Below are 22,331 nucleotides of genomic sequence, written 5' to 3' on the forward strand. Positions count from 1 at the left end.
ATTTGTGTACGAAAAGTGAATTTTAATGGGAAAATAGTATCTTTTCATATGGATCGAACTAAATACATTAGTAAGACTATTGTTTGTTACATAGCCCCGTGTATAGTTTTTTAAATCCCCATGAAAAAACTATGATTCAATTGAATCATAGTTTTAAGTGTGTTTAATTTAATTTTAGTTTCATTTCTGCATGTGGAATGCCAGCTTCAAAGAATATTTCGGAAGAGATATTATAACCTAATTTTTCATAAAAAGGAATGGCAGATTCTTGTGCGTGTAAGACTAATTGATCTAAACCTTTATCCTTTGCAGTTTTATGAATTAAGTACATAATTTCATTTCCAATTTTTTTTCCTCGATAGTTGCTTAACACACAGATTCGTTGAACTTTTCCAGTCGATTCGATTAATCTAAGTCGACCTGCAGCAATCGGTTGGTCTCCATCGTATGAAACAAAATGTATACATTCTTCGTCAAGGCCATCAAACTCTAATTCTCTTGAAATTTGTTGTTCCTCTACAAAAACTTCTACTCTTACTTTAAGAGCGTCCTGTATACTTGCGTCTGTTGCTGCTACTAATATGCGAATGCTCATTTTTTTGCTCCTAATTTAAATGTTTCATACACTTCCCAAGCACCGTTTTCTAATTGGTAAACTAATTTAAAGCTATCTACTACTTCATTGTAACTAAACTGAATCATGCGTAACTGGCCTAGAATATCAGCAAATTCAGCATCTTGTAATTGCTGACCAATTGTAATATGCGGTACGAATGCATAATCTTTTATTTCTGGGAAAGCGCCAGTGTGCATTTTTTCATGAAGCTCTTTTAATGCTTCAACAGGTGTAACTTTTAAATAAATGACATTATTAACTGGTGCAAAAGAACTTACCTTATTAATTTCCAATTCAAATGGTTCAATTTGACTCGCAATTTCATTTAATTGTGAAATAATATTTGGAAGTTGATCTTCACTTAATTCGAATCCACTTCTTACTGTTACATGAGGAGAGATTAACGTATAAGCTGGATCAAAACGTTTTCTATACTCATTAGCCTTATCTTGAACTAAATTAGATGGGAAAATAACAACGCCACATTTCATAAAAATTACCTCCTGTTTACAATACTGTATATTTTAATTTGAAAAAATTAACGAAATAAAAATAACTAATTTTAATTATACCAAATTTTTTGAAAATCGCTAAGTTTCACGAATTATTTAGCTAAACTAATTTTTAATAACTCTTCAAGTTGCTTTTCCCAGTTTGTCCAAGTATGGTCCCCTTCATATTCTGCATAATGTAATTCTACAGGGAAGTTAGCTAAAATATCTTTTATTTGTAGTCCGCCTTTGACAAAATTAACCCATTGCTTACTTGGTGTAAAAACATTTTCTTCTTGTTTTCCAACAGTTTGTACAATAGAGAGAATTGAATTTAATTTTGTATTCTCTAAAAATTCTATCACATCATCGTTCACAAATGGAGATTGCATAATGACTTGACCAAAAGTATTAGGATATGTAAATGCAGCTTGTAATGAAACAGTACCACCTAATGAATCGCCGATTAATGTTCTGCTATGGGCTAATCCTAGTAAAGGTAAATGATCATCTAAATATGGAAGTAATTCTTCAGCTAAAAAACGAATATAATTTTTTTGTCCCACTTGAGAAGGGTGGTATAGCTTAAAGCGCTCCTCTGGTGAAGAATATGGAATTCCTACAATGATTGTAGGTTGAATTGAACCTTCTTTTGTTAATTTTTCAATTACTCGATGTACTTTTCCTAAATTAAAATAGTCTTGTCCATCTTGAGCAATTAATAAGTGATGTTTTATTAACGGAGTGTACATGCTTGAATAGTATATTGTAAATGTAATTTCTTTTTTAATGTGTTCACTATATAGTGTATGTTCTTCTCTAGTACCATTTGTTTGAATCATAAAATGTCTCCTCTTCTTTTCCCTAGGATGATATAATTAGATGTTACTTCATACAAAAAATTTAGAAAAGTAAAATGTATTAAACGCTTACAAAAATAAGTCTAAAAGAGGTGAAACATGAGTAAAAAACAACCTAATGCAATGATGTCTTTATTAATTTTGTCCATTATTGCAATTTCAACATCAGCTATATTAGCTAAATGGACGAAAGCTTCCCCATCTGTTTTAAGCATGTATCGCCTCTGGTTTACATGTATATGGATGTTACCATTTGTATTGAAGCGAAAAAATGAGTTAAAAGCTTTAAAAAAATCGCATTATAAATCTTTTGCTTTAGGTGGATTAATGTTAGCTGTCCATTTTATTTTATGGTATGGTTCATTAGTTTTCACTTCAGTGGCGAGCTCAACTATTATATTAGCTCTTCAGCCATTAGTTGCAATGATTCTTGGATTCTTTGTATTTAAAGAGCGAACGTCTATGCAATCTAAAATATGTATGATTATCGCGATCATTGGTGTATGTCTAATAGGATTCGGTGATATCGGATTAAGTATGTCAGCGTTTAAAGGTGATATTCTTTCATTTTTAAGTGTAATTGCTGCAGTACTCTATTTAATGGTTGGACAAACAACTGTAAAAAATACATCTCATTGGGTGTATAGTTTCTGGGTTTTCGCATTTTCAGCTGCATTTTTAACAATCTATAATATCGTAACGATGGATAATTTCTTTGATTACCAATCAAAAGATTGGATCATATTTATTGCATCTGCCATTATTCCTTCATTAGCACATATTATAAATAACTATTTATTAAATTACGTAAATGCTACGACAATATCAATGAGTATACTTGGGGAACCAGTTGGTGCATCAATTTTAGCCGTATTCCTTCTTCACGAAATGTTATCATCATTTCAGTTAATTGGAGGTACGATTGTCATTGTGAGTGTATTCTTGTACTTATATCAACAACAAAAAGAAGTGTCATCAATACAAGTCAAAACAGATAATTCTTCATCAGCTTAGATCAACCAATTAAATTAATAATTATTTAAAAAGGCTTTCAAATCTTTCATACGGTTTGAAAGTTTTTTTGTTTTTTAACTAAAAATAGGTAGAATAGATAATAGCTATTAGAAAAATATTCCATAAATTTTTATCCGGCCGATTAAAGGAGAAAAGAGCTACATATGAAAAAAAAGAAGAAAAAAGCCAAAAATCCTCTCCATTACATATTTATTTCTTATATCATCATTACATTTTTATTTTCATTCTTATACTATCTCCCATTTACGAGAATTTCGAATATAAGTTATATAGATAGTTTATTCGTTTCAACGAGTGCGATCAGTGTGACTGGGTTAACAACAGTAAACTTAGTTGAGACCTTTAATGTGTGGGGAAAAATACTATTAATGATCCAAATGGAAATTGGTGCAATCGGAATTGTTGTATTTATTAGTTATGGTTTTATGATCCTCGGTATTCGGATGACGATTTCAAATTTACTAGTCGTATCGAAGGATCAAAATCAAAGTAGTATTAAATCAATAAAAAGATTAAGTTTATCAGTTTTATATACATCATTATTTTTTCAATTTATCGGTGGACTCTTTTTTTATAGTCAATTTAGAGGGAAATATGACACTGTATTAGAAACTTTATTAGTTACTGCTTTCCATTCAATTGCAAGTTTTACAAACACAGGTTTTGATTTATTTGGTAATAGTTTAATTTCATTTCAAAAAAATAATTTAGTCTTAATCGTAACAGCAGCATTAATTTTTATAGGCGGATTAGGATATCCGACTATTATGGAGTACATCTATAAATACAACAAGAAAAAATCCTTATTTACAAGGATTAATATGCGTCTGCATTTTTCGTTTATGATACTTGGTACAATTGTATTTTGGCTTTTAGAAAGAGGCCATGCGTTTAAACATTTAAATTTTTTTGATCAACTAACAAATTCATTTTTTTTATCAGTAACGAGTCGAAATGGTGGATATGCACCTCTTGATATTGCAGAACTCACATTGCCTGCAATCTTAATCCTTTTAGTGCTGATGTATATTGGTGGAGCTTCATCGAGTGCAGCAGGCGGGATTCGGTTAACAACAGTATCGGTCTTAGCTGCAAAAATGTTTTCAGTCATTAAGTCACAGGACGATACTATTATTTTTAGAACAAGTGTAAAGAAAGAGGTTGTTGACCGTGCATTTGTTATTGCGATGAGCTTTATCATATTAATCACAGCTGCAACAATCATAATTTCGATTTTTGAACCGTTTCAGTTAGATTTAATTTTACTAGAGGCCATATCGGCAATTACAAATACCGGATTATCATTAGGGATTACAACAAATATCCATAGTGTGTCAAAAATAATATTAATTTTACTAATGTTTATTGGAAGAATTGGGATTTTCACACTGATCTATTTCGTACTACGCGTAGATAATCAAAAATTAAAATATGTTGAAAAAGACTTAGCAGTTGGGTAAGGAGGAGATTTTATATGCCAAAGCAATATTTGGTAATAGGTGCTGGACGTTTTGGGCGAGGAATTGTAAAAGAATTTGATCGGCTAGGTCATGAAGTTGTTGTTTGCGATAAAGATAAAAAGACATTAGAGCAATTAGAAGAGTACACCGAATATGCAGTAATTGGCGATTTGCGTGAAGAGTCTATTCTAGAGGATTTAAATGTAAGTCAATTTGATGCAGTATTTGTAGCGATTGGAACTGATTCTTTAGCCTCTATTTTAATTACAAATAGATTGAAAGAGAGAAAAGTTAAAAGAATTATTTGCAAAGCAAATAATCGTGAAGTTGGTGGGATTTTAGAAAGCATTGGAGCGGATTTAGTTATTTATCCAGAAGAGGAAGCAGGACATAAAGCGGCACGAATGGAAGCAATGAGTGGCATAATCGAATACATTGAAATTACAAAGAACGTTGCAGGCGTTGAAACGGTCATTCCTGAAAAATTGGTTGGTAAAACACTAAGAGAAATGAGTTTTTCGATGAAATATGGCATAACTGTTGTCCTAATCATCCGTGACGGTGAGCCGATGGTATCGCAAATTGGAGATGTAGTTTTTCAAAGTGGGGATTTAATTTTTATTGTAGGAGAAAAATCAAAAATAGAACTGTTTAAGAAGAAAGTCGGATAAATATAATAGGGCTCAATTACAACAACCTATTTGGAACGTTTAAACGTTATAGTTGAATATACTAATCCTAAATGACTAATCAAGGATTGGTGTTTTATAATGAGCCAAGTTATGGAAGTTATTGGGGCATGGGTGAATGCAATTGGAACAATCAGTTCAGCAATCAGTAGTACACCCATGAGAGGATTAAAAGGCGAAAACCGAAAAAGATGGGAGGATACAAGTTTTCATCTAGATTTTGGTGGAAATACCTTTCAAGCGATTGGAAATATAATAGAAGCTTTTTTAGGCGAACCTAGTGTAATAGAAGATGCAGGTGAAATTATCCAAGCCTCAGGTAATGTAACTGTATTATTTAGTTTATTAGCTGCAGAAGCAGAAGAAGAAAAAGTAGAAGAAGAAAAAAACCCAGATCGAGCGATAAAGTTAAATATGACAGGAAATGCCCAACAAGCATTTGGAGGATTAATCGCAGCCCTTGAAGAAGTAAGTTCAGAGGATTTTGATGTATCTGGTTTTATGGGGAACTTTTTACAAGCGATTGGAAATACATTACAAGTATTAGCTGGTATGGTAGAGCTAGAAATAGAGGATTTAAAAGATTATTTAGAAGAAACCGGTCAAGTAGAACAACCTAGCGATTTATCAGATGGAGTGATATTTGACGTACTTCAAGAATATCATGGCAGTGCGCCTGTACTTGAGGCTAGTGAATTATCGGATGGAATTATTTTTGATGAAGTACAAGAATATACTGGAAGATTTCCAGAAGATGGTCCGGTAGAACTTACAAATGAAATTGAAGATCATAATGAAAACATCCTATCAACCGAATCTTCTAATGAAGAAATATTGAATGAAATAGAATATCTTTTTGGTAGAATACCAGATTACGAACCGATTGAATCACAAGATGAACCGATTTCAAGCCAACAAGATGAATCAATTTCTAGCGAACAAGACGTGCCTAGTGATTTGTCAGATGGGGTCATTTTTGATGTACTCCAACAATATGACGAAGAAACTGAAACAAACCCATTAGTGAAGGAATACGAAGAATTAGCATTACTATTAAAATATAGCGGAAGTTGGATTCAAGCTGGAGGTTCAATCGTATCCGTTTACTCTGAACAAAAAGAGTTACTTAAGACGAATGCTCAACAAAAAGAGAAAGAGAAACAAGAACTAGAAGAGAACAAAAACCCTAGAAGAAATAGAAAGAAAAAATCGGTGGAAAATAAGGTCGAATCAAATCAAGTGAAAAGCAAAACTTCGGAATATACAGAGATAAAGAAAAAGAACTAACAAAAATAAGCTATAGTATGGATGTTAGTTCTAGATACATAGATCATAGAATAAAGCCATTCATTAAAGGTTCATAAAATGAACATGTAGAAATTGAAAGAATACAAGATTTTTTGCAGTGCTTGAATTTATACAAAGGCAACAAAATACTAAATTGTAAACGATTTTAGAATTTTTGATTACATATTAGGCAAACAGGAAAATATTAATAATAAAGAGAGTATACCTTCACCATTTTTGGTTAAGGAATATTAATATTTAACTATTGGAGAGATCGCCTATGAAAAGTAGAATAATTAAAATCGTTAAAAACTATAAAGTTCAGACATTTGTATTTGGTGTGGGTGTTTTACTATTGTTCTTAACAATTGTGGTTGGTAGTATTCTATTAAGCAATATACCAAGAGACAAAGACGTGAGATGGAAAGATTTAATGCATACAATAAACGAAATAGAAGCAAAGTCGAATAAATGAGCATTTTTCAAAATTGAAAAATACATTCTAGTGGACTTATATTCGAAATTTTTTGTTAAATATTGGTTGAAGAGTATTAGACAAAACAGTATAATAGACTTAATAAGAGAGAATGATTTCTCCTATATATTACGATTCCATAGCTCAGCTGGGAGAGCACTACCTTGACAGGGTAGGGGTCGCTGGTTCAAGTCCAGTTGGGATCATACCGTTGACCTAAAGCGCTTTGCTTACCGTTAGCTTATCCGAAAAGCACCCGTTTTTATTACAGGGTTCTACACCGATAACTTACGATAAGGGAGGCGTTTTTTCGTTGTGAACACTAGTAATTCGCTTAAAGGTAAACGTATTAAAACGAAAGTAAATAGCGCAAAAAAGGTAACCAATACGGCTAATGTCCGTCAATTATTCGAGGAATTTATGTCCGGAATGAGAGTCGAAGGTAAGGCGGTCAAAACGCTAGAACAGTACGAATATAGTTTTAACGAGTATGAGCGTCATTTCGGCGAGTTAAGTTTGATGTCATTTGACGAAGCACATATCCGAAACTATGCCGATCATTTGCTACATCATCACGTCAAGCACGGTAATAACGATTTTGTACCGGAGAAGTATAAAAAGATAGGATTATCGCCAACAACCGTTAGAAGCCGAATAAATAAGCTTAGGCCGTTTATAAACTTCTTATATGAGCGGAATTATATCGATAAGTATCCGTTTGATCGCATGAAGACGATAAAGGAAGAGCCGGTCGATATTGAAGTATTAACTGCGGACGAGATTAAGAGATTATTAAACGTTATTGATCGGAATAACTACAACGACTTCCGTAATTATGTACTTATTCACTTTCTACTGGATTGTTTTTCACGTATCGAAGAATCGCTTCAGATTAGGAAATCCGATATTGATTTCGCAAGCAATTCCGTCCATTTACGGGCAGATACCACGAAGTCAAGAGTATCGAGGACTTTACCGTTAAAAGCGAAAACAGTCCGTCTTATTAGAGAGCTAATTATCGAAAATAACGACTTTGATAACGAAGAAAACTATATCTTCCTTTCGAACTATGGCGAGCAGCTTAACGCTAAAGCATTCCGTAAGAGCTTAAAGAGATACGCTAAGCTTGCGAATATAAATAAGAACGTTAGGCCGCACATTCTGCGCCATTCAGCAGCAACGATGTTTATTGCAGCCGGTGGGGATATCGCTTATTTACGGCTTATTCTCGGACATTCTGACTTACGGATGTGTTTACGGTATTTGCACCTTAATAACGACGAGTTAAAGAAGGCGCATGAGAAGTATTCACCGTTAAACAGTATCGAGGAGAGCGTTAATAAGAGTCGGAAACGTAAGCGAAGTAATTAATTCGCAATTATTCCCAAATATAAGCATATCGGGGCCGTTGTATTTCGCTGTACATTTTACCAGCACGCGGCTCCTGGCGGATAGACCTGCCTTGAAACTCGGGGGGTCTTCCGCCTATTTTTATACATTTTACGGATAGAACAACGTTACATTCCGTGATATAAACGTTGATATAATGCGGATGTATAAAACGATGAATAAACGGGAAAAAGCGGCGCTTGATAAACGTAGTGATACCAACGCTCGACGAACGTATCAACTTCCCATCATAAGTAATATGTAAACTAGCGATGAATACGGTATAACACGATATACATTGGGAAGTGATCAGTCCGTGACCCCCCCAAGCGCATACCTCTAAACACGAAATCCTGCTACCAACACAATCCGAGCACCGTTCGCCATCTCGGGTTTACATTAATTTACATAAAAAAGCGCTATATAAGCGCCTTATTGCCACGTAATGCTATCAAAAGATGGATACATATCGCCTTCTACAGCCTGCATTTCCTCCGTATCTTGTACGGTAATATGTACGTAATATCCCTTATAGACCTCACCGTAGTAATATTTGGTCGGTTTACTTCCCTCTACGTAGTTCGAAATTACTCGTAGATATGAATTAGCGTAAGATATAGCAACGCCTTTATCGAACAGATTCGCATCATCCACCGTTAATTTCATTTCGATTTTATCCCCGTTAACCTCGAACGTAGCATCTTTAATATGCTCGCGTGTTTTCATATCGTCGACTGTTGATTGAATCGCAGACTGCGGGATTGGTTTATATTTCGGTGCTTGCGTTGTGGTCGTTTCTTTGCTGCTACACGCGCTTAGTAATGCTAACGACAACACAAAAATTACTATAAACGGTTTATAAAATTTCACTCTATCCCTCCTAATTTGGTTATATCGTCCTATATCCCTAAACTATTCGTTAATTACCAAATATATCCTTTAAAATAAAAAAGAACCGATCTCATTGTCGGCTCGTAGTTTCGATTAATCTTACGATATATTGTAAATCGTCAGCTTCTCGTTTCTTAGCGTTATAGATTGCTCGTTGCTCTGCGTACAAATTTTCGTATATAGCGATATCTCCGTGCATTTCTTGCGTATGGTGTATGACTTGCGCTTTTCTCATTTGATCGTTACTGCCGTCAATCTTTCCGGTCATAAATAATTCACTTATACGTAGCTCATTCGCGACTTTCATTTGCGTTAATTCTTTTTGGAGCTCTATCATTTTACGTTCTTCATCAAAAACTTCTCGATGAATTCTTTCTAAACGTTTGATATAGTAATTTATCCGGTCTTGCATCCGGCACACCTCCGCAGTATTAGGACAGGTACTGTTACCGTGTTCACACTAACAGAATATGCGCCGTTTCGTGGAAAAATGCAGGTCCAACTTAATTTTCGTCGTCCAATTCCCAAATATCTTCGACTTTTAAATTCAAAGTTTTCGCTATCCTCATCGCTACCTTAAGAGTTGGCGAATGATCCTCTTTCGATACTATTAGACTTAACGTACTATTATTAATGCCTACTTTATCGGCGAATTCAGTTTGTTTTATCTTTCTTTCTGCGAAAATTACCTTCAGCTTATTCTTCAAAATTCTCACCTCACTATATAAATTTTTCAAATCTTTTTGAATCCCTTTAAATATTTTTGAAAGTACAGGCAAGAAATTTGTCGGACGTTAGTATATTAGATTAAACAATTGATAATCAACCGATAGGCAAAAGATAATCACGCTAATCAAACGATAATCAGTTGTTAAACATTTCGGAGGTGGTCGATATGCTACTTGGTATTGACGCAGGTAATAACGAAGTAAAGGTTGCGACACAATACGGAGTTTTCGCTTTTAATAGTTGTTTAGGAGATTACCATGAACGCCGCATTGAAACGAAATTCCAGGACGAAATGATTGTCGAATATAACGGAGTAACTTATTTTGCCGGAGAATTGGCGGAAAAGGAATCTTATTATCCTCGCCGATCAATGGGCGCATCTAAGGCGAACGAAGACGTTAAAATCCGTATACTAATCGCGGTGTTTCGCTTTAGTAACGAGTATTCGAATACCGTCATAGTGGGGCAGCCGATCGAGCGCCATTTGCCCGCAGAAAAGGCGAAGATTAAAGAGATGCTTATCGGAGAACATACCGTAAAATTAAACGGCCAATCTAAAACGTTTAAAATCGATCAGGTAATTATTGCCTTAGAAGGAGCGTCGTGTTTCTTCGGATGGTTTACCGATACTTCTACATTCCGGATTATCGATTGCGGAAGTGGTACGGTTAACATCGCAACAATTCGCGAATGGGATCAGGTAGATAAAGAAAGCTTTACGTTAAACTTCGGAGCTAATTCGACTCGCACAAATAATTTAAACGCGATGGCGCAAAGTATCGTATCGGAAACATCGAAATACTTCCAGCCGAACGACTTTATCTTACTTGTTGGCGGAGCAGCTAAAGCAGTTTATCCTGTGGTCCAATCTGCGTATCCATTAACACGTTTAGCGATTCCTTTATTTTTAAGAAAGCGAGTAGAGCCGAAATTTGCTAACTGTATCGGATTCTATAACTTAGGGAAGGAGCTGCTTAACAATGGCTAGGGTTATGAAAGGAGTATCATTCAATCTAAGCGATCCTATAGACGTTAAAACGCTAGAGTTCTCTATGAAATCGGGAAATTTTTCTAAGTTTGTTAAAAGGCTACTTGAAAAAGAAATGACTAAAGAAATGCCGATACAACTCGAGCAAATTATAGTAAAACAAATAGACCTTCCTACTCAATCAACTGAGAAGAAAGGCCCTAATCCTAAAAACTTTATTTAGTTATTTTATAAAAACGACTAAATCATGTATCCCTCTTAATAACGCTCCAGCACCTCCGGCGATAATCATACCCCAACCTAATTTAGTTAAGATTGCTGACATTTTCATCACTCCTTTAATGTTATTTTGTACAGAAAGGGCGGTGTAAACCGTGGAAATTATTAGCAAGTTACAAAAGGAAATTCACGACGGTTTATTTTGGATCGAGGATAAGATAGGCGACACAATTAAAGAGCACTTATTTCCGAAGGTTCAAGAAGAGGTATCGAATCAAGTTATAAACATTACCGCAGCACCGATGCTATTAATCGGAATGAAGGTAAGCTTAGTAATTATCGGATTCGGCTTTATTTGTATCGTAATAGGTAAGCCGACCTGGGCTCGTAAGTGTATCGGAATGGGCACGTTAAGTTTCTTGGGATTACAACTATTCTAAGGGGGCGTTAGTATGGCGAAAGTGGAATATATCAAATTTAGCGAGTTTATGGACGGTTCTTGGAAGTTACCGAAAGTAAAAAGAAGTATGATGTTGCCGACGATTTTAGGCGGTTCAACTTTAGGAGTTGCTGCGTCGATGATGGTTAATAAAGTAACCGCACTAGCTTCGACTATTTCATCGCAAGGTGTTTATCCTGGGATTCCAGTAAGTACAGACATTCAGCATAAAGTAGCGAATGCCTTCGATCCGTTATTTGCTTTAATGGGTGGGCTAGCGTATCCGTTATGTTTCTTAACAATTAGCGGCGGATGCGTATTAATTATGATCGGTCAGAAGCATAAAGGTATTCATTTGATTAAATGGGCTGCTATCGGATTTATCGGGCTACAATTCGCGCCAGGTATCATGCAAATTTTAATGCAAGTAGCTGCGGCGATGAAACAATGAAGCACTTTAAGATAACGCCAGACGCACGCCTGCTTAACGATAAAGTTGACCATCTTACGCAGAGCTTATGCGTATATAAAACGTTATATCAACGAATGAAGGAGAAGGAGCAGAACTTCTTTTCGTATGAAATATCGCTTAATAAAAAGAGTCCGTTTATTTCTTATACGGTAAACGACAGTACATCGGAGTTGCTCGAAAAGGCCGTACTATCCTCGTACCCTAACGTAACATTAACGGAAATTAGCGATCCTATTGAGCTGAAGCCGACCGCAATAAAAACGATGGGATATAAGAACCATTACTTCTTGGCGTTGAAAGTCGACAGAAGGTCGGATTGGCTTCAGTACCTTTTCGAAGTTTTACCATTAATGAAGGAAGACGAAAAAGCGCTAGTTCAAGTTGTAGCAAATCCGTTACATTACGATTGGAATATCGGAGTTAAAGAAGCGTATGAGCGATTTAAGAAAGGAGACTTACCGTTAAAGTTTCAGTTTGATCGAAAGTTAATCGGCAGTTTAGCGTTAAAGACAACGGCTTCAATAGTACTTGGCGCTCATAATCTAGTAACGGAATTAATAGGAGGCGAGCCGGAAGAATACGACTTGTTTGCGACCGAAAGAGCTTCGCTATTAAAGGACGGCCAGTTACGCTCTGAGACTGTCCAGAAGATGAAATACGGCGGTTATAATGTACAAATAAGCATAGCGATAGAGTGCGATGAGAAGCGCGTAGAAACGCTTATGAGGGCTATTGAAACGGCGTTCTTAGCATTCGATGGCGATAATCGGTTAGACTCTGAAAAGCGATCGCTAAAGCATTTTAATTTAATGAAGGAACGTAAGATATCGAAGTTCATAAATAACTATTTTAGTAGTCATGAACTTGCACGGATAACTGTTTTACCTCCGAAGTCTTTGCAAGAAAAATATAGTATCGAAAATATTAAAATACAAGAAACTCAAATCTCTCCGAAGTTGTTGAAAGAAGGCCTGCTTATTGGAGACAGTGTTTATAAGGGGAATATCGTCAACGTCCTAATGCCGATTAAGAATTGGGATGAACTATGCCTACCGTACAGTGTAATCGGAGGGATGGGGCAAGGTAAGACGGCAGGCTATGGGGCAAATAGAATAATAGAAGCAGTGATTAACGGGTTTGGTGCGTTATTTATCGATCCTGCTAAGAAGCAAGTTACAGCCGAGATTAAGAAGGTGCTGAGTCCGGACCAATACGAAATATTTAATATATCGGAATTAAAGCCTAGCTTTGACTGGTGCGAGGCGAAATATAGTCCGTATGCAAAAGGAATACTAGCGGATACCGTTCTTTCGTTTTTCGAGGATACATTAGAGGATTCCGTACAGACTGAGCGTTATTTGCGTGCGTTTGTTATCGGAATGAAAACGACGAAGATGAGCGAGATATTTAAGATAATGGAAGATAAGGCATATCTATTGGAAGTCATTGCGGATATGGAAGATGGAATTCATAAATCAACACTTAAGCAATACGCAAAAGAAAGCGAAGCCATGAGGTTGAAACTAATCAAACCTATATATAACCGTATGGATATGATTATGGGCGATCCGTTCTTAATGGACTGCTTTAAAAGTGAGAACGAACTAGACTTCGTTAAAATTCTAAGTCAGAAAAAGGCGTTCATATTCGACGTAAGCAAAAGCGACGGCCTAACTCCGAAGCAAATCAATCTTATCGGAAATCTGTTAATGACGAAGATAAATTTGGCGATGCAATTTCGAAAAGAATCCGATCAATTTCCGTTCTTTGTTATCGTAGATGAACCGCATCAATTTAACCGCAGCTCTAAGTTATGGGAAAGTATGGCAGTTGAAAGCCGTAAATGGCGTGTGAGCTTTACGTGGTTATTCCATTATTGGGAGCAAATACCGAAGCAAGCAAGAACAGCGATCAAAAACGCTTTACCGCACTATACATTGTATCCAACATCGAAGGAAACCTGGAAAGCATTTGCGGAAGAAGTTGCGCCTTTTGATTTGGCCGAATGTATGGCGCTAGAACGTTATCATGCGATTAATATTCTCCGAGTAGACGGCGGAAACTTAAAACCGTTTATTTGTCATATGGCAGCTCCGCCTAGTGAGCGCAAAAAAGAGACGATGTCCTAATTATTGGGCACCGTCTTTCTTTGTGTTATCTTTCTCTACTTCGAATAACTCCTCGATAGTAAGATTTAATGCTTTACTTATAGATACTAGATGAGTATCCATATGCTGCTTATTTGTATCGAAACGTGATATAGCTGACTGAGGAACTCCAGTCATTTCAGAAAGTTTAGTTTGCGTTATATCTCTTTCTTTAAGAATTTTTGATAACTTCGGTTTGACTATATACATATTTAAACCTCCAATCCTTATTTTCATTATCTAATAAAAAAATATAAATTTCAATAAAAATATTGATTATTAGGTATTGACTATCCACTATTGCATAATGTATTATTAAGACATGAAATAAACAAAGTTGAATTGAGGAGGGAATTAAATGTTTGCATGGATCAGTTATGAAGAAACGGGGGAAATTGAAATGCCATTAAAAAAAGTTAACGTAACATTTAAGGGTAAAGATTTTACAAGCGGCGAAGGCTGGTCGGAAAAAGTAGAAGCATTCCTTATCGCACCTCACATTTTACTTCAATTATACGAAAACAGCAGCGAGTTCGTCTTCCGTGTTTTAGACGAGAAATTAGTCCGTAATCAAGACGAAATAGTTATAGATGATGAGACCTACAATCAGTACATAAAGACAGTAGTAGGCGCAATCGACGGTATCGATATCGATACTATTGAGCAGAATCAAGAATTTTTTGTATCTGAGGTATTCGTAAAATTTATCGAAACTTTAGCAAATAAAAACTAATTGGAGGCGAAGGGGATATGAAAAATAAAGTTATCGTTGAGTACAAATTTCAAAATAAAATCGATCAGGAGTTTAAGGATATCGGAGTGCTATTCTCGAACGGCATGGTAATGGTAGCCGACGCAAGTGGAGAGGTCTCACTATATACCGCGTATCCATCGCAAAATGAAGGTTGCGTAATGGTGGACTTGGATGATGACGGCCAGGATTTATTATCTGAGCAACCGGAGCTTTTAGTTAATCTAATAATTCAATAGTCGGGCTACGGCATTAACCCTGCTATAATAAAATGGTTGTCGGCAAACAACTAAGAACGTAGCATCACACGGCGGCAACCGAGGTGGTGAAAACATTGGACGGAACGAAATATAAGTTAAACGAAGAGTCGATTTGTACCCGCTAGGCGAGGGTATAAGTCGACTTTTTTATTTTGCTCAAAAATAGAACGTAAGTTCTTGTGCGCAGGTTTGCATGTTATAGGGGCATAAGGAGTATAGAGTGTGTGTCCGAAATTGATTTTTAGAGTGGCATATTTTTTGAAAGTATTACGTCCCAAATTCATACCTATCGCGTCATACTTTTTGAGGGGAAAAAACGTCCGAAATTCTTTATTTATGCGGCATACTCTTCGAGGATATAAAACTTGCGCAAGTTTGCTTATAAAAACGGCATACTTCTTGAAGGGGTAAAACCTGCGCTACTTTGCTTGCTCATGCGTCATACAGGTTAGGAGGATATTTTTCGATGTCCGAAATGAACTTCTCGTTTGTACGATAGCTTAGGAAGTAAAACCTGCGCCATTTTTGCGCCAACGGGATATAGTTCATTATCAACCTTCGAAAAACTGCGCAGGTGTTCCATTGCTCGGGTATTACATTTCGAAAGGATTAAATAAAAGGAGGAGTCCAAATGGACGAAAAAAAAGTTTTGCCCAACGACAAGGCAGCGTTATTGACTGCTAACAATTACGAAATGTACAATCTCGATTTATTACGAAAGGTATTTCCGCGGATTATTGCGGAACATGATGCACAGTTTCAGCGAAAACAACGGAAGCCGCAAATACGGGACGCAATTACGCTTTACTTTTATTTACTTTCATATGTTGACGGTAAGCATACGAGGTCAGACGGATCAAAGAGCGATAGATTTGGCGCAAGTTTTCCGTCGATTGATAAAATTTCGACCGATCTTGGAATTGCAACGAAACGAATTAAGCCGCTTGCCGATATTTTAGAAGCTAACGGTTTGATCCGCCAAAAAATCGTATGGAATGGGAAATGGTATTATCCGTCATTTTGTCCGCGAGTGTCCGACGATGGTTATTTAGTTAACGAGAATGGCGAAAAGATAGTGCCGGATATTTCGGTATATAAGTGAGATGGTCATTAGATAGCCTTTTCGATAATGGCATTAGATACCTCTTTCCGTTGTTACCTTAGATGACTATCTAAACATACCAAGTTAAACATACCAATCTTAAACATACCAACAAAAGATGGCAATCTTTCTTATCGAAAGAATTGCAGTCTATTATTATCGAAAATTTACTTAATAAAAGATTATCGATAAATGAAGTAATAATCGGAAGGAATTAAATAAAAAGAAAAAGATAACAAGGGAGGAAAAAAGAATGAAAAATGAGGCGACATTCTTAACATTAAATAACGCTATAAACTTGGCGAAGGCACGAACGGAGCTCAATCGCACTATGCTAAAACTTCGCACGGCATACGGATATGCACCGTCTAAAGACATTAGCTACCCCGAAATGAATTTGCGATGTGCGGAATTAGTCAACGCTGTAAACGAGGCGATGGAGCTATACGTAGAAAGTACCGGGAAGCTACCTGAGCGTATGCGTAACCTTGGCTATATAAAATTAGAGGCGTACGCGAATGTGCCGGATGATCGTTTGAAAAAAGCGCCATTATACACGGTAGAAGCTGCGGGTAACTTGCTGTATTTTAATGCGGATTACTTAATCAAAGCGGCTCATAACGAGGCTAACGCAAAGAGAACCCGTAAAGAATGGGCGCGACTTGAATACGAGTACGTTGAACGTAGCGATTATAATCTACGAGATTTATACGACGATTTAATGGAACGATTGGACGCAACTGAAAACTATATTACGTTTGAAGAATATCGAGAGGAACGTAGAAAGTGGAAACGTTGTAAATACTACGCTTGCGATAATTACTTCCCGATTGCAAACGAGCGTATTATACGACCACATATTAAAGCTCGAAGAATTGACGCCGAGTATTGCTGCGATGAATGTAAGAAGGCGCAAGAGAACGCTAAAGTAAGGTACGAGAAAACTGGGACATATTTACCTGAGTATGCGTATGAATACGTTTTAGAAGAAACGAGAGAGAGAAATGAAAAGAATCATATCGTAATAAGCCCAGAAAAAATATTTGAAAAAAGCCTATAAAACTCAGTAAAAGCCGCCCTAAACAAACCAATTATTATAGAAGGGCATTATGCCCAATTACTTATAACTAACTTGTACGGAAAAGGAGGGTAACGTATGCAAATACAAACTTTTAAGGCTACACGATTAAAACTAGGAATGTCACAGGCGGCTTTTGGAGAGTATTTAGGAATTTCGGAATCAACGGTAGCGGCGATCGAAAATAACAGACGAAGAATTTCGGATGTAGTGCGAGGAAAACTAGCAGAAAGAATTAAAGTAAACGAAGAATTATTATCTTTTTTTGAAGCTTATGAAAAAATAACAAAAAATTATCCATCTTAATTTTATGTCAATATCAACTAATTGTCAAGGAGATGTGTAATGGAAATGATCACAGTTAACGAATATTACGGAAATAGCTTTGTTTCTTCAAGAAAAGCGGTGTACCTCGAATCAAGCCAACGTATTAAGTACGTCGAAAATGAAAAGCAGCAAGTACCGGAGGAAAGCGAATGCCGAATATACTTTATTCCGATAGACAAGGAGCTTTAGAAAAGTTAATAAGCGATGAGGATTAATTTAATTTGAGAAGAAGGGACGGAGAACGATGAATCAGCGTAAGGTCGATTCAATACGCAGTAAATTAGCGCGACTTGCTCGAAATGAATGCGCGCTTTATAAGAAGGACGGAGAATGCGACATTCAGCAATGTGGTTTGTGTATCGTACAGATTAAAACGGATAGCTTGCCAGGTAATGTTTGCCCGTATTTTATGAAGCACGTTTTACCGGCTGAAACGATATTGATGAACGATTATCTCGAATATTTTCCGCAAGGGTATCCACTTAAAAAAGCAAAAAAGAGATTATCTACGTGCCATCGGTGTAACGAGCAATTTCAGAGCCGTAGTAACGCAGCAAAGTATTGCGATTTTTGTAGAGCATTAAATGATCGAGATAAAGCAAGGGCAAGGAAACAAAAAGAAAGACGTCAAGTGTCACGGGATTAAAGAGCATTTTTTAAGGTAGTAAGGTATTTATAGTTAATAGCCGTTTTTTGCATTTACAAACGTTGATGTATCAAGGGTTGCGGATAGTCTATTCCGTGACATTAGATAGATGAAAAAGAAAGGGAGACGAATAATGGAAAACAAAAAGCCACGAAATTCAAAGCGAAAGCCATTGCCGGCATATAAGCGCATGACTGTCGAGATAGGCGATATTATACCGGAGGAATTACGAAATAAAATCGAAAGGCTAGGCGTAAAGCTTGGCGCAAACAAATAAGGGGGAATTAAATTTATGAAAACAATTGAACAGATTAAAGAGTTAGTTACAAAAGCGCAAGACCTGCAGCACAACTCAACGAAAGAATACCGCGTGTTACAAGATGCGTTTAATCTGAAAAAATCTGAAATCCAACTTAATCGAGACTATACATCAGATGGAAAGAAGAAACTTACGGACTCGTTAAAAAGTCGGAAAACAATCGAATTAATGCAGTTATCGCGTAATCAAAGCAAGATGTTTAAGGAATTGTTAAACGAAGCGAAGAAAGAAGCGGAGAATATCGTCCATTCAAAAAGTCCGAAAGTGGATCAGGTAAAAGAAGAGCGATTTAAAAAGCGTCTAGCCGAAGTCAAAACAGAGGTACTATTATCGGATGCTAAAAAAGGAAAACAGATACTTACTGATTTTCTATTAACGGTTGATGAGCAGGCATTCGCTTCGGAGATTAAATCTGAGTTTTCTGCGCTTGTCGGACCGATCCTGGCTGACGCTGGAAAAGATGCAGGGGAATATCGTAGAGACCTTTCGAACTTATTCGAAGAAGTAAAAGTCCGTTCGATGGCACCAGAAGCACTTGAAGCCCTGAAAATCGCAGAATATACCGAAGCTGCACTCGAAGGCGATTTCTTCCTTCCGATCGTAGTAGAGAAAGCCGGCGAGAACCTAGGTGAACTAGCGAGTAAATTCGTTAATAAGCCCGAGCAGTATTTCGAACTATTCCCGGAAGATGCAAAGTATAATCCAAACGGATTGAAAACAATGGAAGAAATCAATGAAGAACGCGACGCAATGATTGAATAGGAGGTGAATAATGATGAAAAAAATTAGCTTGCGTGAAATAACACGTCCTGGCAAAGAAAGCTTAAAAGTTCCGACGATCGTAACAAAACCTATTAAACCTAAAAAGTAGTATAGTGGGGCGCTTAATTGCGCTCCTTTTTTATATAAAGGAGGTTAAAGAAATGGAAGAATTAAACGCAAAGTTTAGAGCACGCAGTCAGAGATTGATCGAGCTCGGCATCGCTGCGAATCATATCGCGAATAAGGGTTTAAGTAAAACGAGAAGAGTTCCAACAAATTTGATAAGAGGATTGGAAGATTTCAAGCTTTCCTTAGAAGCTATGCGAGAAGATCCGAGGTATAAAAGTATTGCTCAATTAAATATCGAGTTTGTTAACGAGGTTGTTTCATTTGCGAAAGCAATTAACGCAGGAAGCATGGAGATAGCCGAGGATCATTTACGTAATTCAGTCGATTTGCATCAAAAGAGCGACGACCTTATTAATGCTTTAGTGGACGAGATAGAGGTGAGTGCGGATGTCATTTAACCTCGTCGCCCAACTTTCTTTACGCGATAATGGATTTACGAGAAATATGCGTAATGCTAACCGATTAATGGGTAGCGCAAAATCCGGAGCAGGCGCATTCGCTAAACAATTAGGACTCATAACGTCTGTAGCCGCAGGTGTCGGCGTAGCATTTAGTTCATTAAACAAGGCGATGGATTTTCAGAGCCAAATGAGTACCATAAAAGCCTTAACGGGAATGAGCAAAGATCAGCTTGCGGAAATGCAAAAGCTCGCTTTAGATGCCGGAAAAGCTACGAAATACTCGGCCCTCGAAAGCGCAAAAGCGATCGAAGAACTAGCGAAAGCCGGGATGTCCACGGATGTAATTAAAAACGGTGGGTTACTTGCATCCCTAAACGCGGCTACGGCTGGCGGAATGGAATTGGCTGATGCAGCTGCTTTAATGGCGAATTCAATGAACGGATTCAAGAAAGACGGATTAAGTGCGGCCAAAACTGCGGATATTTTAGCAGGCGCAGCAAATGCGAGCGCAAGTTCAATGATGGATTTGAAATACGGCTTAGCGGCGGTAGGTCCGGTAGCTTCGGGGTTGGGTATGTCGTTTAGAGATACTAATGCAGCCTTAGCGTTATTTACTAACAACAATATGTCGGGGTCTGACGCGGGAACTTCGTTCAAGACCATGTTAATGAACTTGATACCTTCTACGAAAAAGGCTCGGGAAGAAATGATGGATCTCGGTATGATAACGAAGGACGGGGCTAACCAATTCTTCGATGCAAAAGGTAAAATTAAAGACCTTGCCGGAGTAACAGATGTCTTGCATCAGGCCTTAAAAGATTTAAATCCGGAACAACGTAGTGATGAATTAAAGACGTTATTTGGAAGCGACGCAATCCGTGCCGGAACAATTCTTTTCGAAGAAGGCGCAGCAGGTGTTAAAAAGATGTACGATGAAATGTCTAAAGTTACTGCACTTGATGTCGCTAAGGAAAAGATGAATAATGCTCAAGGAGCTATAGAGCAATTTAAGGGCGCAATGGAAACGTTGCAAATTTCCGTTCTACTGCCTTTATTACCTACAATTAAGAAAGCTGCAAATAATGCAGCGACGTTTGTTTCGAACTTAAAACCAGAGACAATTCAGCAATGGGGACAGAACATTAAAAATGCCGGAGAAAAGCTTTATAATTTCGCTAAATTCGTCTATGACAATTGGCAACCAATTAAAGAAGCGTTTATTGCACTTTCTGTTGGTATAATAGCTGCCAAAGTTGCAATGATTGGCTTAGATATTGCGATGATGTCAAATCCGATTGGACTTATAATAACTGCGGTATTTGCTTGCGCAGCAGCTTGGGTTTATCTGATTCGAAATTGGGACTCAGTAAAAGCTAAGGCGCTTGAAGTATGGGGAGTTTTAAGGGGATTTCTTGGTCCAATAGGTACTTTAATTGAAGCGGCAGTTAGATTGGCGCTAAATTGGGATAATACTTGGTCGTCAATTCAACGAAGTGCAGCTACAGCAGTAAATGGTGTAATCGGAAAAATCAATTCGTTAATTAGGACGATCAACTTGATTCCAGGGGTTAACGTTCCTATTATTCCGAGAGTTGAATGGGGAAATACAAAGGCAGGCAGTTATGTAAGTGGTGGAATGCAAAGTAGTTCGCATATTACTAGAAAATCGCATCACAGTGGTTTGAGCAATGTGCCATATGACGGTTATGCAGCTAATTTGCACCGTGGGGAGCGCATTTTGACAGCCGTTGAGAACGAGGAATATAAGAAAAACAAAGGCGGAAAAGGTGGAAACGTAAATCTAACGATTAACTATCAAGCGACCGGCCACACGGAGCAAGACGCTAAAAACTTGATGCACACTATGGCTCGATTACTTGAAAAAGAAGGAGCGTGGGCGTAATGGCACGATTAGAAGGTAACGGAGCGTCAAGATTTATACAGTTAATGAAAATTCACGGTAAAAATGATTCCATGAACGTAGATTACGCAACAATTACCGCAGCTCCTCCGGCGATTAAACTTAAGATTGACGGATGGAAGTTCGAACTTGAAGCAGATGATTTCGAAGTAGCGGAACATTTAACGAAACATACACGCCAAGTAAAGATAAATGGCGGGGCTACGCAAACAATCGAATTCCAAGACGGACTCAAAGTCGGTGATAAAGTTATAATTGTTTCGTATAACAACGATCAGCGATTTTTCGTAATGGACCGAATTGTAAGTTATTACGTAGAAACTTATTAAAGCGTCCTTCATTCCGAGAGGCGCTTATTTAAATTGGAGGGCTTAATTTGGACTTAATTAAATTAGACGAAGATATCCGCAAATTGGACGAGGAACTGAAGGAATTAAAGCGCGAACGA

28 protein-coding genes and 1 tRNA gene are annotated in these 22,331 nt (G+C 37.1%); 22 read left to right on the forward strand and 7 right to left on the reverse strand.

Annotation, left to right across the window (positions count from 1 at the left end):
* Nucleotides 1-163 precede the first annotated feature (163 nt).
* From ACFVRR_RS00775 to ACFVRR_RS00785, 3 genes are all read right to left on the reverse strand, one after another.
* Nucleotides 164-595 carry a GNAT family N-acetyltransferase gene (locus tag ACFVRR_RS00775; RefSeq protein WP_387323667.1) on the reverse strand — a complete coding sequence of 144 codons (432 nt, stop codon included), beginning with the start codon at nucleotides 593-595 and terminating at the stop codon, nucleotides 164-166.
* A complete protein-coding gene (locus ACFVRR_RS00780; RefSeq protein ID WP_387323669.1) occupies nucleotides 592-1,107 on the reverse strand; it encodes a YjcG family protein in 516 nt (171 codons plus the stop codon). The genes ACFVRR_RS00775 and ACFVRR_RS00780 overlap by 4 nt, the downstream gene beginning before the upstream one ends.
* A 113-nt stretch (nucleotides 1,108-1,220) precedes the next feature.
* Complete coding sequence (locus ACFVRR_RS00785) at nucleotides 1,221-1,949, reverse strand: alpha/beta hydrolase (RefSeq protein ID WP_387323671.1); 729 nt, start codon at nucleotides 1,947-1,949, stop codon at nucleotides 1,221-1,223.
* Nucleotides 1,950-2,066: 117 nt separating this feature from the next.
* Here ACFVRR_RS00785 and ACFVRR_RS00790 point away from each other — a divergent pair, with 117 nt between their 5' ends.
* The 7 genes from ACFVRR_RS00790 (at nucleotide 2,067) to ACFVRR_RS00820 (ending at nucleotide 8,284) form a co-directional block, all read left to right on the forward strand.
* The gene (locus ACFVRR_RS00790; RefSeq protein ID WP_387323673.1) at nucleotides 2,067-2,981 is read left to right on the forward strand and encodes a DMT family transporter; all 915 of its coding nucleotides are present in this window, start codon (nucleotides 2,067-2,069) and stop codon (nucleotides 2,979-2,981) included.
* Between the two features lie 164 nt (nucleotides 2,982-3,145).
* The gene (locus tag ACFVRR_RS00795) at nucleotides 3,146-4,462 is read left to right on the forward strand and encodes a potassium transporter TrkG (protein ID WP_387323675.1); all 1,317 of its coding nucleotides are present in this window, start codon (nucleotides 3,146-3,148) and stop codon (nucleotides 4,460-4,462) included.
* Between the two features lie 14 nt (nucleotides 4,463-4,476).
* Nucleotides 4,477-5,133, forward strand: a complete 657-nt coding sequence (locus ACFVRR_RS00800) for a potassium channel family protein (RefSeq protein WP_387323677.1) — start codon at nucleotides 4,477-4,479, stop codon at nucleotides 5,131-5,133.
* 99 nt (nucleotides 5,134-5,232) lie between these two features.
* Nucleotides 5,233-6,438 carry a DUF6944 family repetitive protein gene (locus tag ACFVRR_RS00805; RefSeq protein WP_387323679.1) on the forward strand — a complete coding sequence of 402 codons (1,206 nt, stop codon included), beginning with the start codon at nucleotides 5,233-5,235 and terminating at the stop codon, nucleotides 6,436-6,438.
* A gap of 280 nt (nucleotides 6,439-6,718) precedes the next feature.
* Complete coding sequence (locus ACFVRR_RS00810) at nucleotides 6,719-6,913, forward strand: hypothetical protein (protein ID WP_387323682.1); 195 nt, start codon at nucleotides 6,719-6,721, stop codon at nucleotides 6,911-6,913.
* A gap of 133 nt (nucleotides 6,914-7,046) precedes the next feature.
* A tRNA-Val gene (locus ACFVRR_RS00815) sits at nucleotides 7,047-7,119 on the forward strand.
* 109 nt (nucleotides 7,120-7,228) lie between these two features.
* On the forward strand, nucleotides 7,229-8,284 hold the full coding sequence (locus ACFVRR_RS00820) for a tyrosine-type recombinase/integrase (RefSeq protein ID WP_387323683.1): 1,056 nt from the start codon (nucleotides 7,229-7,231) through the stop codon (nucleotides 8,282-8,284).
* Nucleotides 8,285-8,734: 450 nt separating this feature from the next.
* Here ACFVRR_RS00820 and ACFVRR_RS00825 read toward each other — a convergent pair whose 3' ends face one another.
* The 3 genes from ACFVRR_RS00825 to ACFVRR_RS00835 form a co-directional block, all read right to left on the reverse strand.
* The gene (locus ACFVRR_RS00825) at nucleotides 8,735-8,968 is read right to left on the reverse strand and encodes a hypothetical protein (RefSeq protein ID WP_387323685.1); all 234 of its coding nucleotides are present in this window, start codon (nucleotides 8,966-8,968) and stop codon (nucleotides 8,735-8,737) included.
* A gap of 295 nt (nucleotides 8,969-9,263) precedes the next feature.
* Nucleotides 9,264-9,605: a hypothetical protein gene (locus tag ACFVRR_RS00830; RefSeq protein ID WP_387323687.1), complete on the reverse strand. Its 342-nt coding sequence runs from the start codon at nucleotides 9,603-9,605 to the stop codon at nucleotides 9,264-9,266.
* Nucleotides 9,606-9,696: 91 nt separating this feature from the next.
* A complete protein-coding gene (locus ACFVRR_RS00835) occupies nucleotides 9,697-9,900 on the reverse strand; it encodes a helix-turn-helix transcriptional regulator (protein WP_387323690.1) in 204 nt (67 codons plus the stop codon).
* Between the two features lie 188 nt (nucleotides 9,901-10,088).
* Here ACFVRR_RS00835 and ACFVRR_RS00840 point away from each other — a divergent pair, with 188 nt between their 5' ends.
* From ACFVRR_RS00840 to ACFVRR_RS00860, 5 genes are all read left to right on the forward strand, one after another.
* Nucleotides 10,089-10,910, forward strand: a complete 822-nt coding sequence (locus tag ACFVRR_RS00840; RefSeq protein ID WP_387323692.1) for a ParM/StbA family protein — start codon at nucleotides 10,089-10,091, stop codon at nucleotides 10,908-10,910.
* Entirely contained in the window at nucleotides 10,903-11,133 is a 231-nt protein-coding gene (locus tag ACFVRR_RS00845; protein WP_387323694.1) for a hypothetical protein, read from the forward strand. The genes ACFVRR_RS00840 and ACFVRR_RS00845 overlap by 8 nt, the downstream gene beginning before the upstream one ends.
* Nucleotides 11,134-11,284: 151 nt before the next feature.
* Entirely contained in the window at nucleotides 11,285-11,569 is a 285-nt protein-coding gene (locus ACFVRR_RS00850) for a hypothetical protein (RefSeq protein WP_387323696.1), read from the forward strand.
* 12 nt (nucleotides 11,570-11,581) lie between these two features.
* A complete protein-coding gene (locus tag ACFVRR_RS00855; protein ID WP_387323698.1) occupies nucleotides 11,582-12,019 on the forward strand; it encodes a hypothetical protein in 438 nt (145 codons plus the stop codon).
* Nucleotides 12,016-14,169 carry a type IV secretory system conjugative DNA transfer family protein gene (locus ACFVRR_RS00860; RefSeq protein ID WP_387323700.1) on the forward strand — a complete coding sequence of 718 codons (2,154 nt, stop codon included), beginning with the start codon at nucleotides 12,016-12,018 and terminating at the stop codon, nucleotides 14,167-14,169. The genes ACFVRR_RS00855 and ACFVRR_RS00860 overlap by 4 nt, the downstream gene beginning before the upstream one ends.
* On the opposite strand, the gene ACFVRR_RS00865 is transcribed toward ACFVRR_RS00860, so the two are convergent.
* Nucleotides 14,170-14,397 (reverse strand): helix-turn-helix domain-containing protein, encoded by a 228-nt coding sequence (locus tag ACFVRR_RS00865; RefSeq protein WP_387323702.1) that lies wholly within the window; start codon nucleotides 14,395-14,397, stop codon nucleotides 14,170-14,172.
* Between the two features lie 148 nt (nucleotides 14,398-14,545).
* On the opposite strand from ACFVRR_RS00865, the gene ACFVRR_RS00870 reads away from it, so the two are divergent.
* The 10 genes from ACFVRR_RS00870 to ACFVRR_RS00915 all read left to right on the forward strand — a co-directional run bounded on the left by ACFVRR_RS00870 (nucleotide 14,546) and on the right by ACFVRR_RS00915 (nucleotide 22,212).
* Nucleotides 14,546-14,920, forward strand: coding sequence for a hypothetical protein (locus ACFVRR_RS00870; protein ID WP_387323704.1), 375 nt, complete (start codon nucleotides 14,546-14,548; stop codon nucleotides 14,918-14,920).
* A gap of 17 nt (nucleotides 14,921-14,937) precedes the next feature.
* Nucleotides 14,938-15,177, forward strand: coding sequence for a hypothetical protein (locus ACFVRR_RS00875; protein ID WP_387323706.1), 240 nt, complete (start codon nucleotides 14,938-14,940; stop codon nucleotides 15,175-15,177).
* A gap of 652 nt (nucleotides 15,178-15,829) precedes the next feature.
* Complete coding sequence (locus ACFVRR_RS00880) at nucleotides 15,830-16,300, forward strand: hypothetical protein (RefSeq protein ID WP_387323708.1); 471 nt, start codon at nucleotides 15,830-15,832, stop codon at nucleotides 16,298-16,300.
* Nucleotides 16,301-16,631: 331 nt separating this feature from the next.
* Entirely contained in the window at nucleotides 16,632-17,360 is a 729-nt protein-coding gene (locus tag ACFVRR_RS00885) for a hypothetical protein (protein WP_387323710.1), read from the forward strand.
* A gap of 96 nt (nucleotides 17,361-17,456) precedes the next feature.
* Complete coding sequence (locus ACFVRR_RS00890) at nucleotides 17,457-17,684, forward strand: helix-turn-helix domain-containing protein (protein ID WP_387323712.1); 228 nt, start codon at nucleotides 17,457-17,459, stop codon at nucleotides 17,682-17,684.
* 265 nt (nucleotides 17,685-17,949) lie between these two features.
* The gene (locus ACFVRR_RS00895) at nucleotides 17,950-18,351 is read left to right on the forward strand and encodes a hypothetical protein (RefSeq protein WP_387323714.1); all 402 of its coding nucleotides are present in this window, start codon (nucleotides 17,950-17,952) and stop codon (nucleotides 18,349-18,351) included.
* Between the two features lie 370 nt (nucleotides 18,352-18,721).
* Nucleotides 18,722-19,432 carry a hypothetical protein gene (locus ACFVRR_RS00900; RefSeq protein ID WP_387323716.1) on the forward strand — a complete coding sequence of 237 codons (711 nt, stop codon included), beginning with the start codon at nucleotides 18,722-18,724 and terminating at the stop codon, nucleotides 19,430-19,432.
* Nucleotides 19,433-19,593: 161 nt separating this feature from the next.
* Nucleotides 19,594-19,959: a hypothetical protein gene (locus ACFVRR_RS00905; RefSeq protein ID WP_387323718.1), complete on the forward strand. Its 366-nt coding sequence runs from the start codon at nucleotides 19,594-19,596 to the stop codon at nucleotides 19,957-19,959.
* On the forward strand, nucleotides 19,949-21,865 hold the full coding sequence (locus tag ACFVRR_RS00910) for a phage tail tape measure protein (RefSeq protein WP_387323720.1): 1,917 nt from the start codon (nucleotides 19,949-19,951) through the stop codon (nucleotides 21,863-21,865). The genes ACFVRR_RS00905 and ACFVRR_RS00910 overlap by 11 nt, the downstream gene beginning before the upstream one ends.
* Nucleotides 21,865-22,212: a DUF2577 domain-containing protein gene (locus ACFVRR_RS00915; protein WP_387323722.1), complete on the forward strand. Its 348-nt coding sequence runs from the start codon at nucleotides 21,865-21,867 to the stop codon at nucleotides 22,210-22,212. Before ACFVRR_RS00910 ends, ACFVRR_RS00915 begins: the two co-directional genes overlap by 1 nt.
* The last annotated feature ends 119 nt before the right edge of the window (nucleotides 22,213-22,331 follow it).

It is taken from the genome of Gottfriedia sp. NPDC057948 (assembly GCF_042887255.1).
Classification (GTDB): Bacteria; Bacillota; Bacilli; order Bacillales; family Bacillaceae_G; genus Gottfriedia.

What these genes read in the sequence shown, in the direction of transcription:
- ACFVRR_RS00895 (WP_387323714.1), top strand. Translation starts at nt 17,950, where the DNA reads ATGAATCAGCGTAAGGTCGATTCAATACGCAGTAAATTAGCGCGACTT.
- ACFVRR_RS00860 (WP_387323700.1), top strand. Translation starts at nt 12,016, where the DNA reads ATGAAGCACTTTAAGATAACGCCAGACGCACGCCTGCTTAACGATAAA.
- ACFVRR_RS00915 (WP_387323722.1), top strand. Translation starts at nt 21,865, where the DNA reads ATGGCACGATTAGAAGGTAACGGAGCGTCAAGATTTATACAGTTAATG.
- ACFVRR_RS00865 (WP_387323702.1), bottom strand. Translation starts at nt 14,397, where the DNA reads ATGTATATAGTCAAACCGAAGTTATCAAAAATTCTTAAAGAAAGAGAT.
- ACFVRR_RS00785 (WP_387323671.1), bottom strand. Translation starts at nt 1,949, where the DNA reads ATGATTCAAACAAATGGTACTAGAGAAGAACATACACTATATAGTGAA.
- ACFVRR_RS00795 (WP_387323675.1), top strand. Translation starts at nt 3,146, where the DNA reads ATGAAAAAAAAGAAGAAAAAAGCCAAAAATCCTCTCCATTACATATTT.
- ACFVRR_RS00780 (WP_387323669.1), bottom strand. Translation starts at nt 1,107, where the DNA reads ATGAAATGTGGCGTTGTTATTTTCCCATCTAATTTAGTTCAAGATAAG.
- ACFVRR_RS00905 (WP_387323718.1), top strand. Translation starts at nt 19,594, where the DNA reads ATGGAAGAATTAAACGCAAAGTTTAGAGCACGCAGTCAGAGATTGATC.
- ACFVRR_RS00800 (WP_387323677.1), top strand. Translation starts at nt 4,477, where the DNA reads ATGCCAAAGCAATATTTGGTAATAGGTGCTGGACGTTTTGGGCGAGGA.
- ACFVRR_RS00845 (WP_387323694.1), top strand. Translation starts at nt 10,903, where the DNA reads ATGGCTAGGGTTATGAAAGGAGTATCATTCAATCTAAGCGATCCTATA.
- ACFVRR_RS00775 (WP_387323667.1), bottom strand. Translation starts at nt 595, where the DNA reads ATGAGCATTCGCATATTAGTAGCAGCAACAGACGCAAGTATACAGGAC.
- ACFVRR_RS00805 (WP_387323679.1), top strand. Translation starts at nt 5,233, where the DNA reads ATGAGCCAAGTTATGGAAGTTATTGGGGCATGGGTGAATGCAATTGGA.
- ACFVRR_RS00870 (WP_387323704.1), top strand. Translation starts at nt 14,546, where the DNA reads ATGTTTGCATGGATCAGTTATGAAGAAACGGGGGAAATTGAAATGCCA.
- ACFVRR_RS00825 (WP_387323685.1), bottom strand. Translation starts at nt 8,968, where the DNA reads ATGAAATTAACGGTGGATGATGCGAATCTGTTCGATAAAGGCGTTGCT.
- ACFVRR_RS00880 (WP_387323708.1), top strand. Translation starts at nt 15,830, where the DNA reads ATGGACGAAAAAAAAGTTTTGCCCAACGACAAGGCAGCGTTATTGACT.
- ACFVRR_RS00840 (WP_387323692.1), top strand. Translation starts at nt 10,089, where the DNA reads ATGCTACTTGGTATTGACGCAGGTAATAACGAAGTAAAGGTTGCGACA.
- ACFVRR_RS00830 (WP_387323687.1), bottom strand. Translation starts at nt 9,605, where the DNA reads ATGCAAGACCGGATAAATTACTATATCAAACGTTTAGAAAGAATTCAT.
- ACFVRR_RS00855 (WP_387323698.1), top strand. Translation starts at nt 11,582, where the DNA reads ATGGCGAAAGTGGAATATATCAAATTTAGCGAGTTTATGGACGGTTCT.
- ACFVRR_RS00890 (WP_387323712.1), top strand. Translation starts at nt 17,457, where the DNA reads ATGCAAATACAAACTTTTAAGGCTACACGATTAAAACTAGGAATGTCA.
- ACFVRR_RS00810 (WP_387323682.1), top strand. Translation starts at nt 6,719, where the DNA reads ATGAAAAGTAGAATAATTAAAATCGTTAAAAACTATAAAGTTCAGACA.
- ACFVRR_RS00875 (WP_387323706.1), top strand. Translation starts at nt 14,938, where the DNA reads ATGAAAAATAAAGTTATCGTTGAGTACAAATTTCAAAATAAAATCGAT.
- ACFVRR_RS00885 (WP_387323710.1), top strand. Translation starts at nt 16,632, where the DNA reads ATGCTAAAACTTCGCACGGCATACGGATATGCACCGTCTAAAGACATT.
- ACFVRR_RS00790 (WP_387323673.1), top strand. Translation starts at nt 2,067, where the DNA reads ATGAGTAAAAAACAACCTAATGCAATGATGTCTTTATTAATTTTGTCC.
- ACFVRR_RS00910 (WP_387323720.1), top strand. Translation starts at nt 19,949, where the DNA reads ATGTCATTTAACCTCGTCGCCCAACTTTCTTTACGCGATAATGGATTT.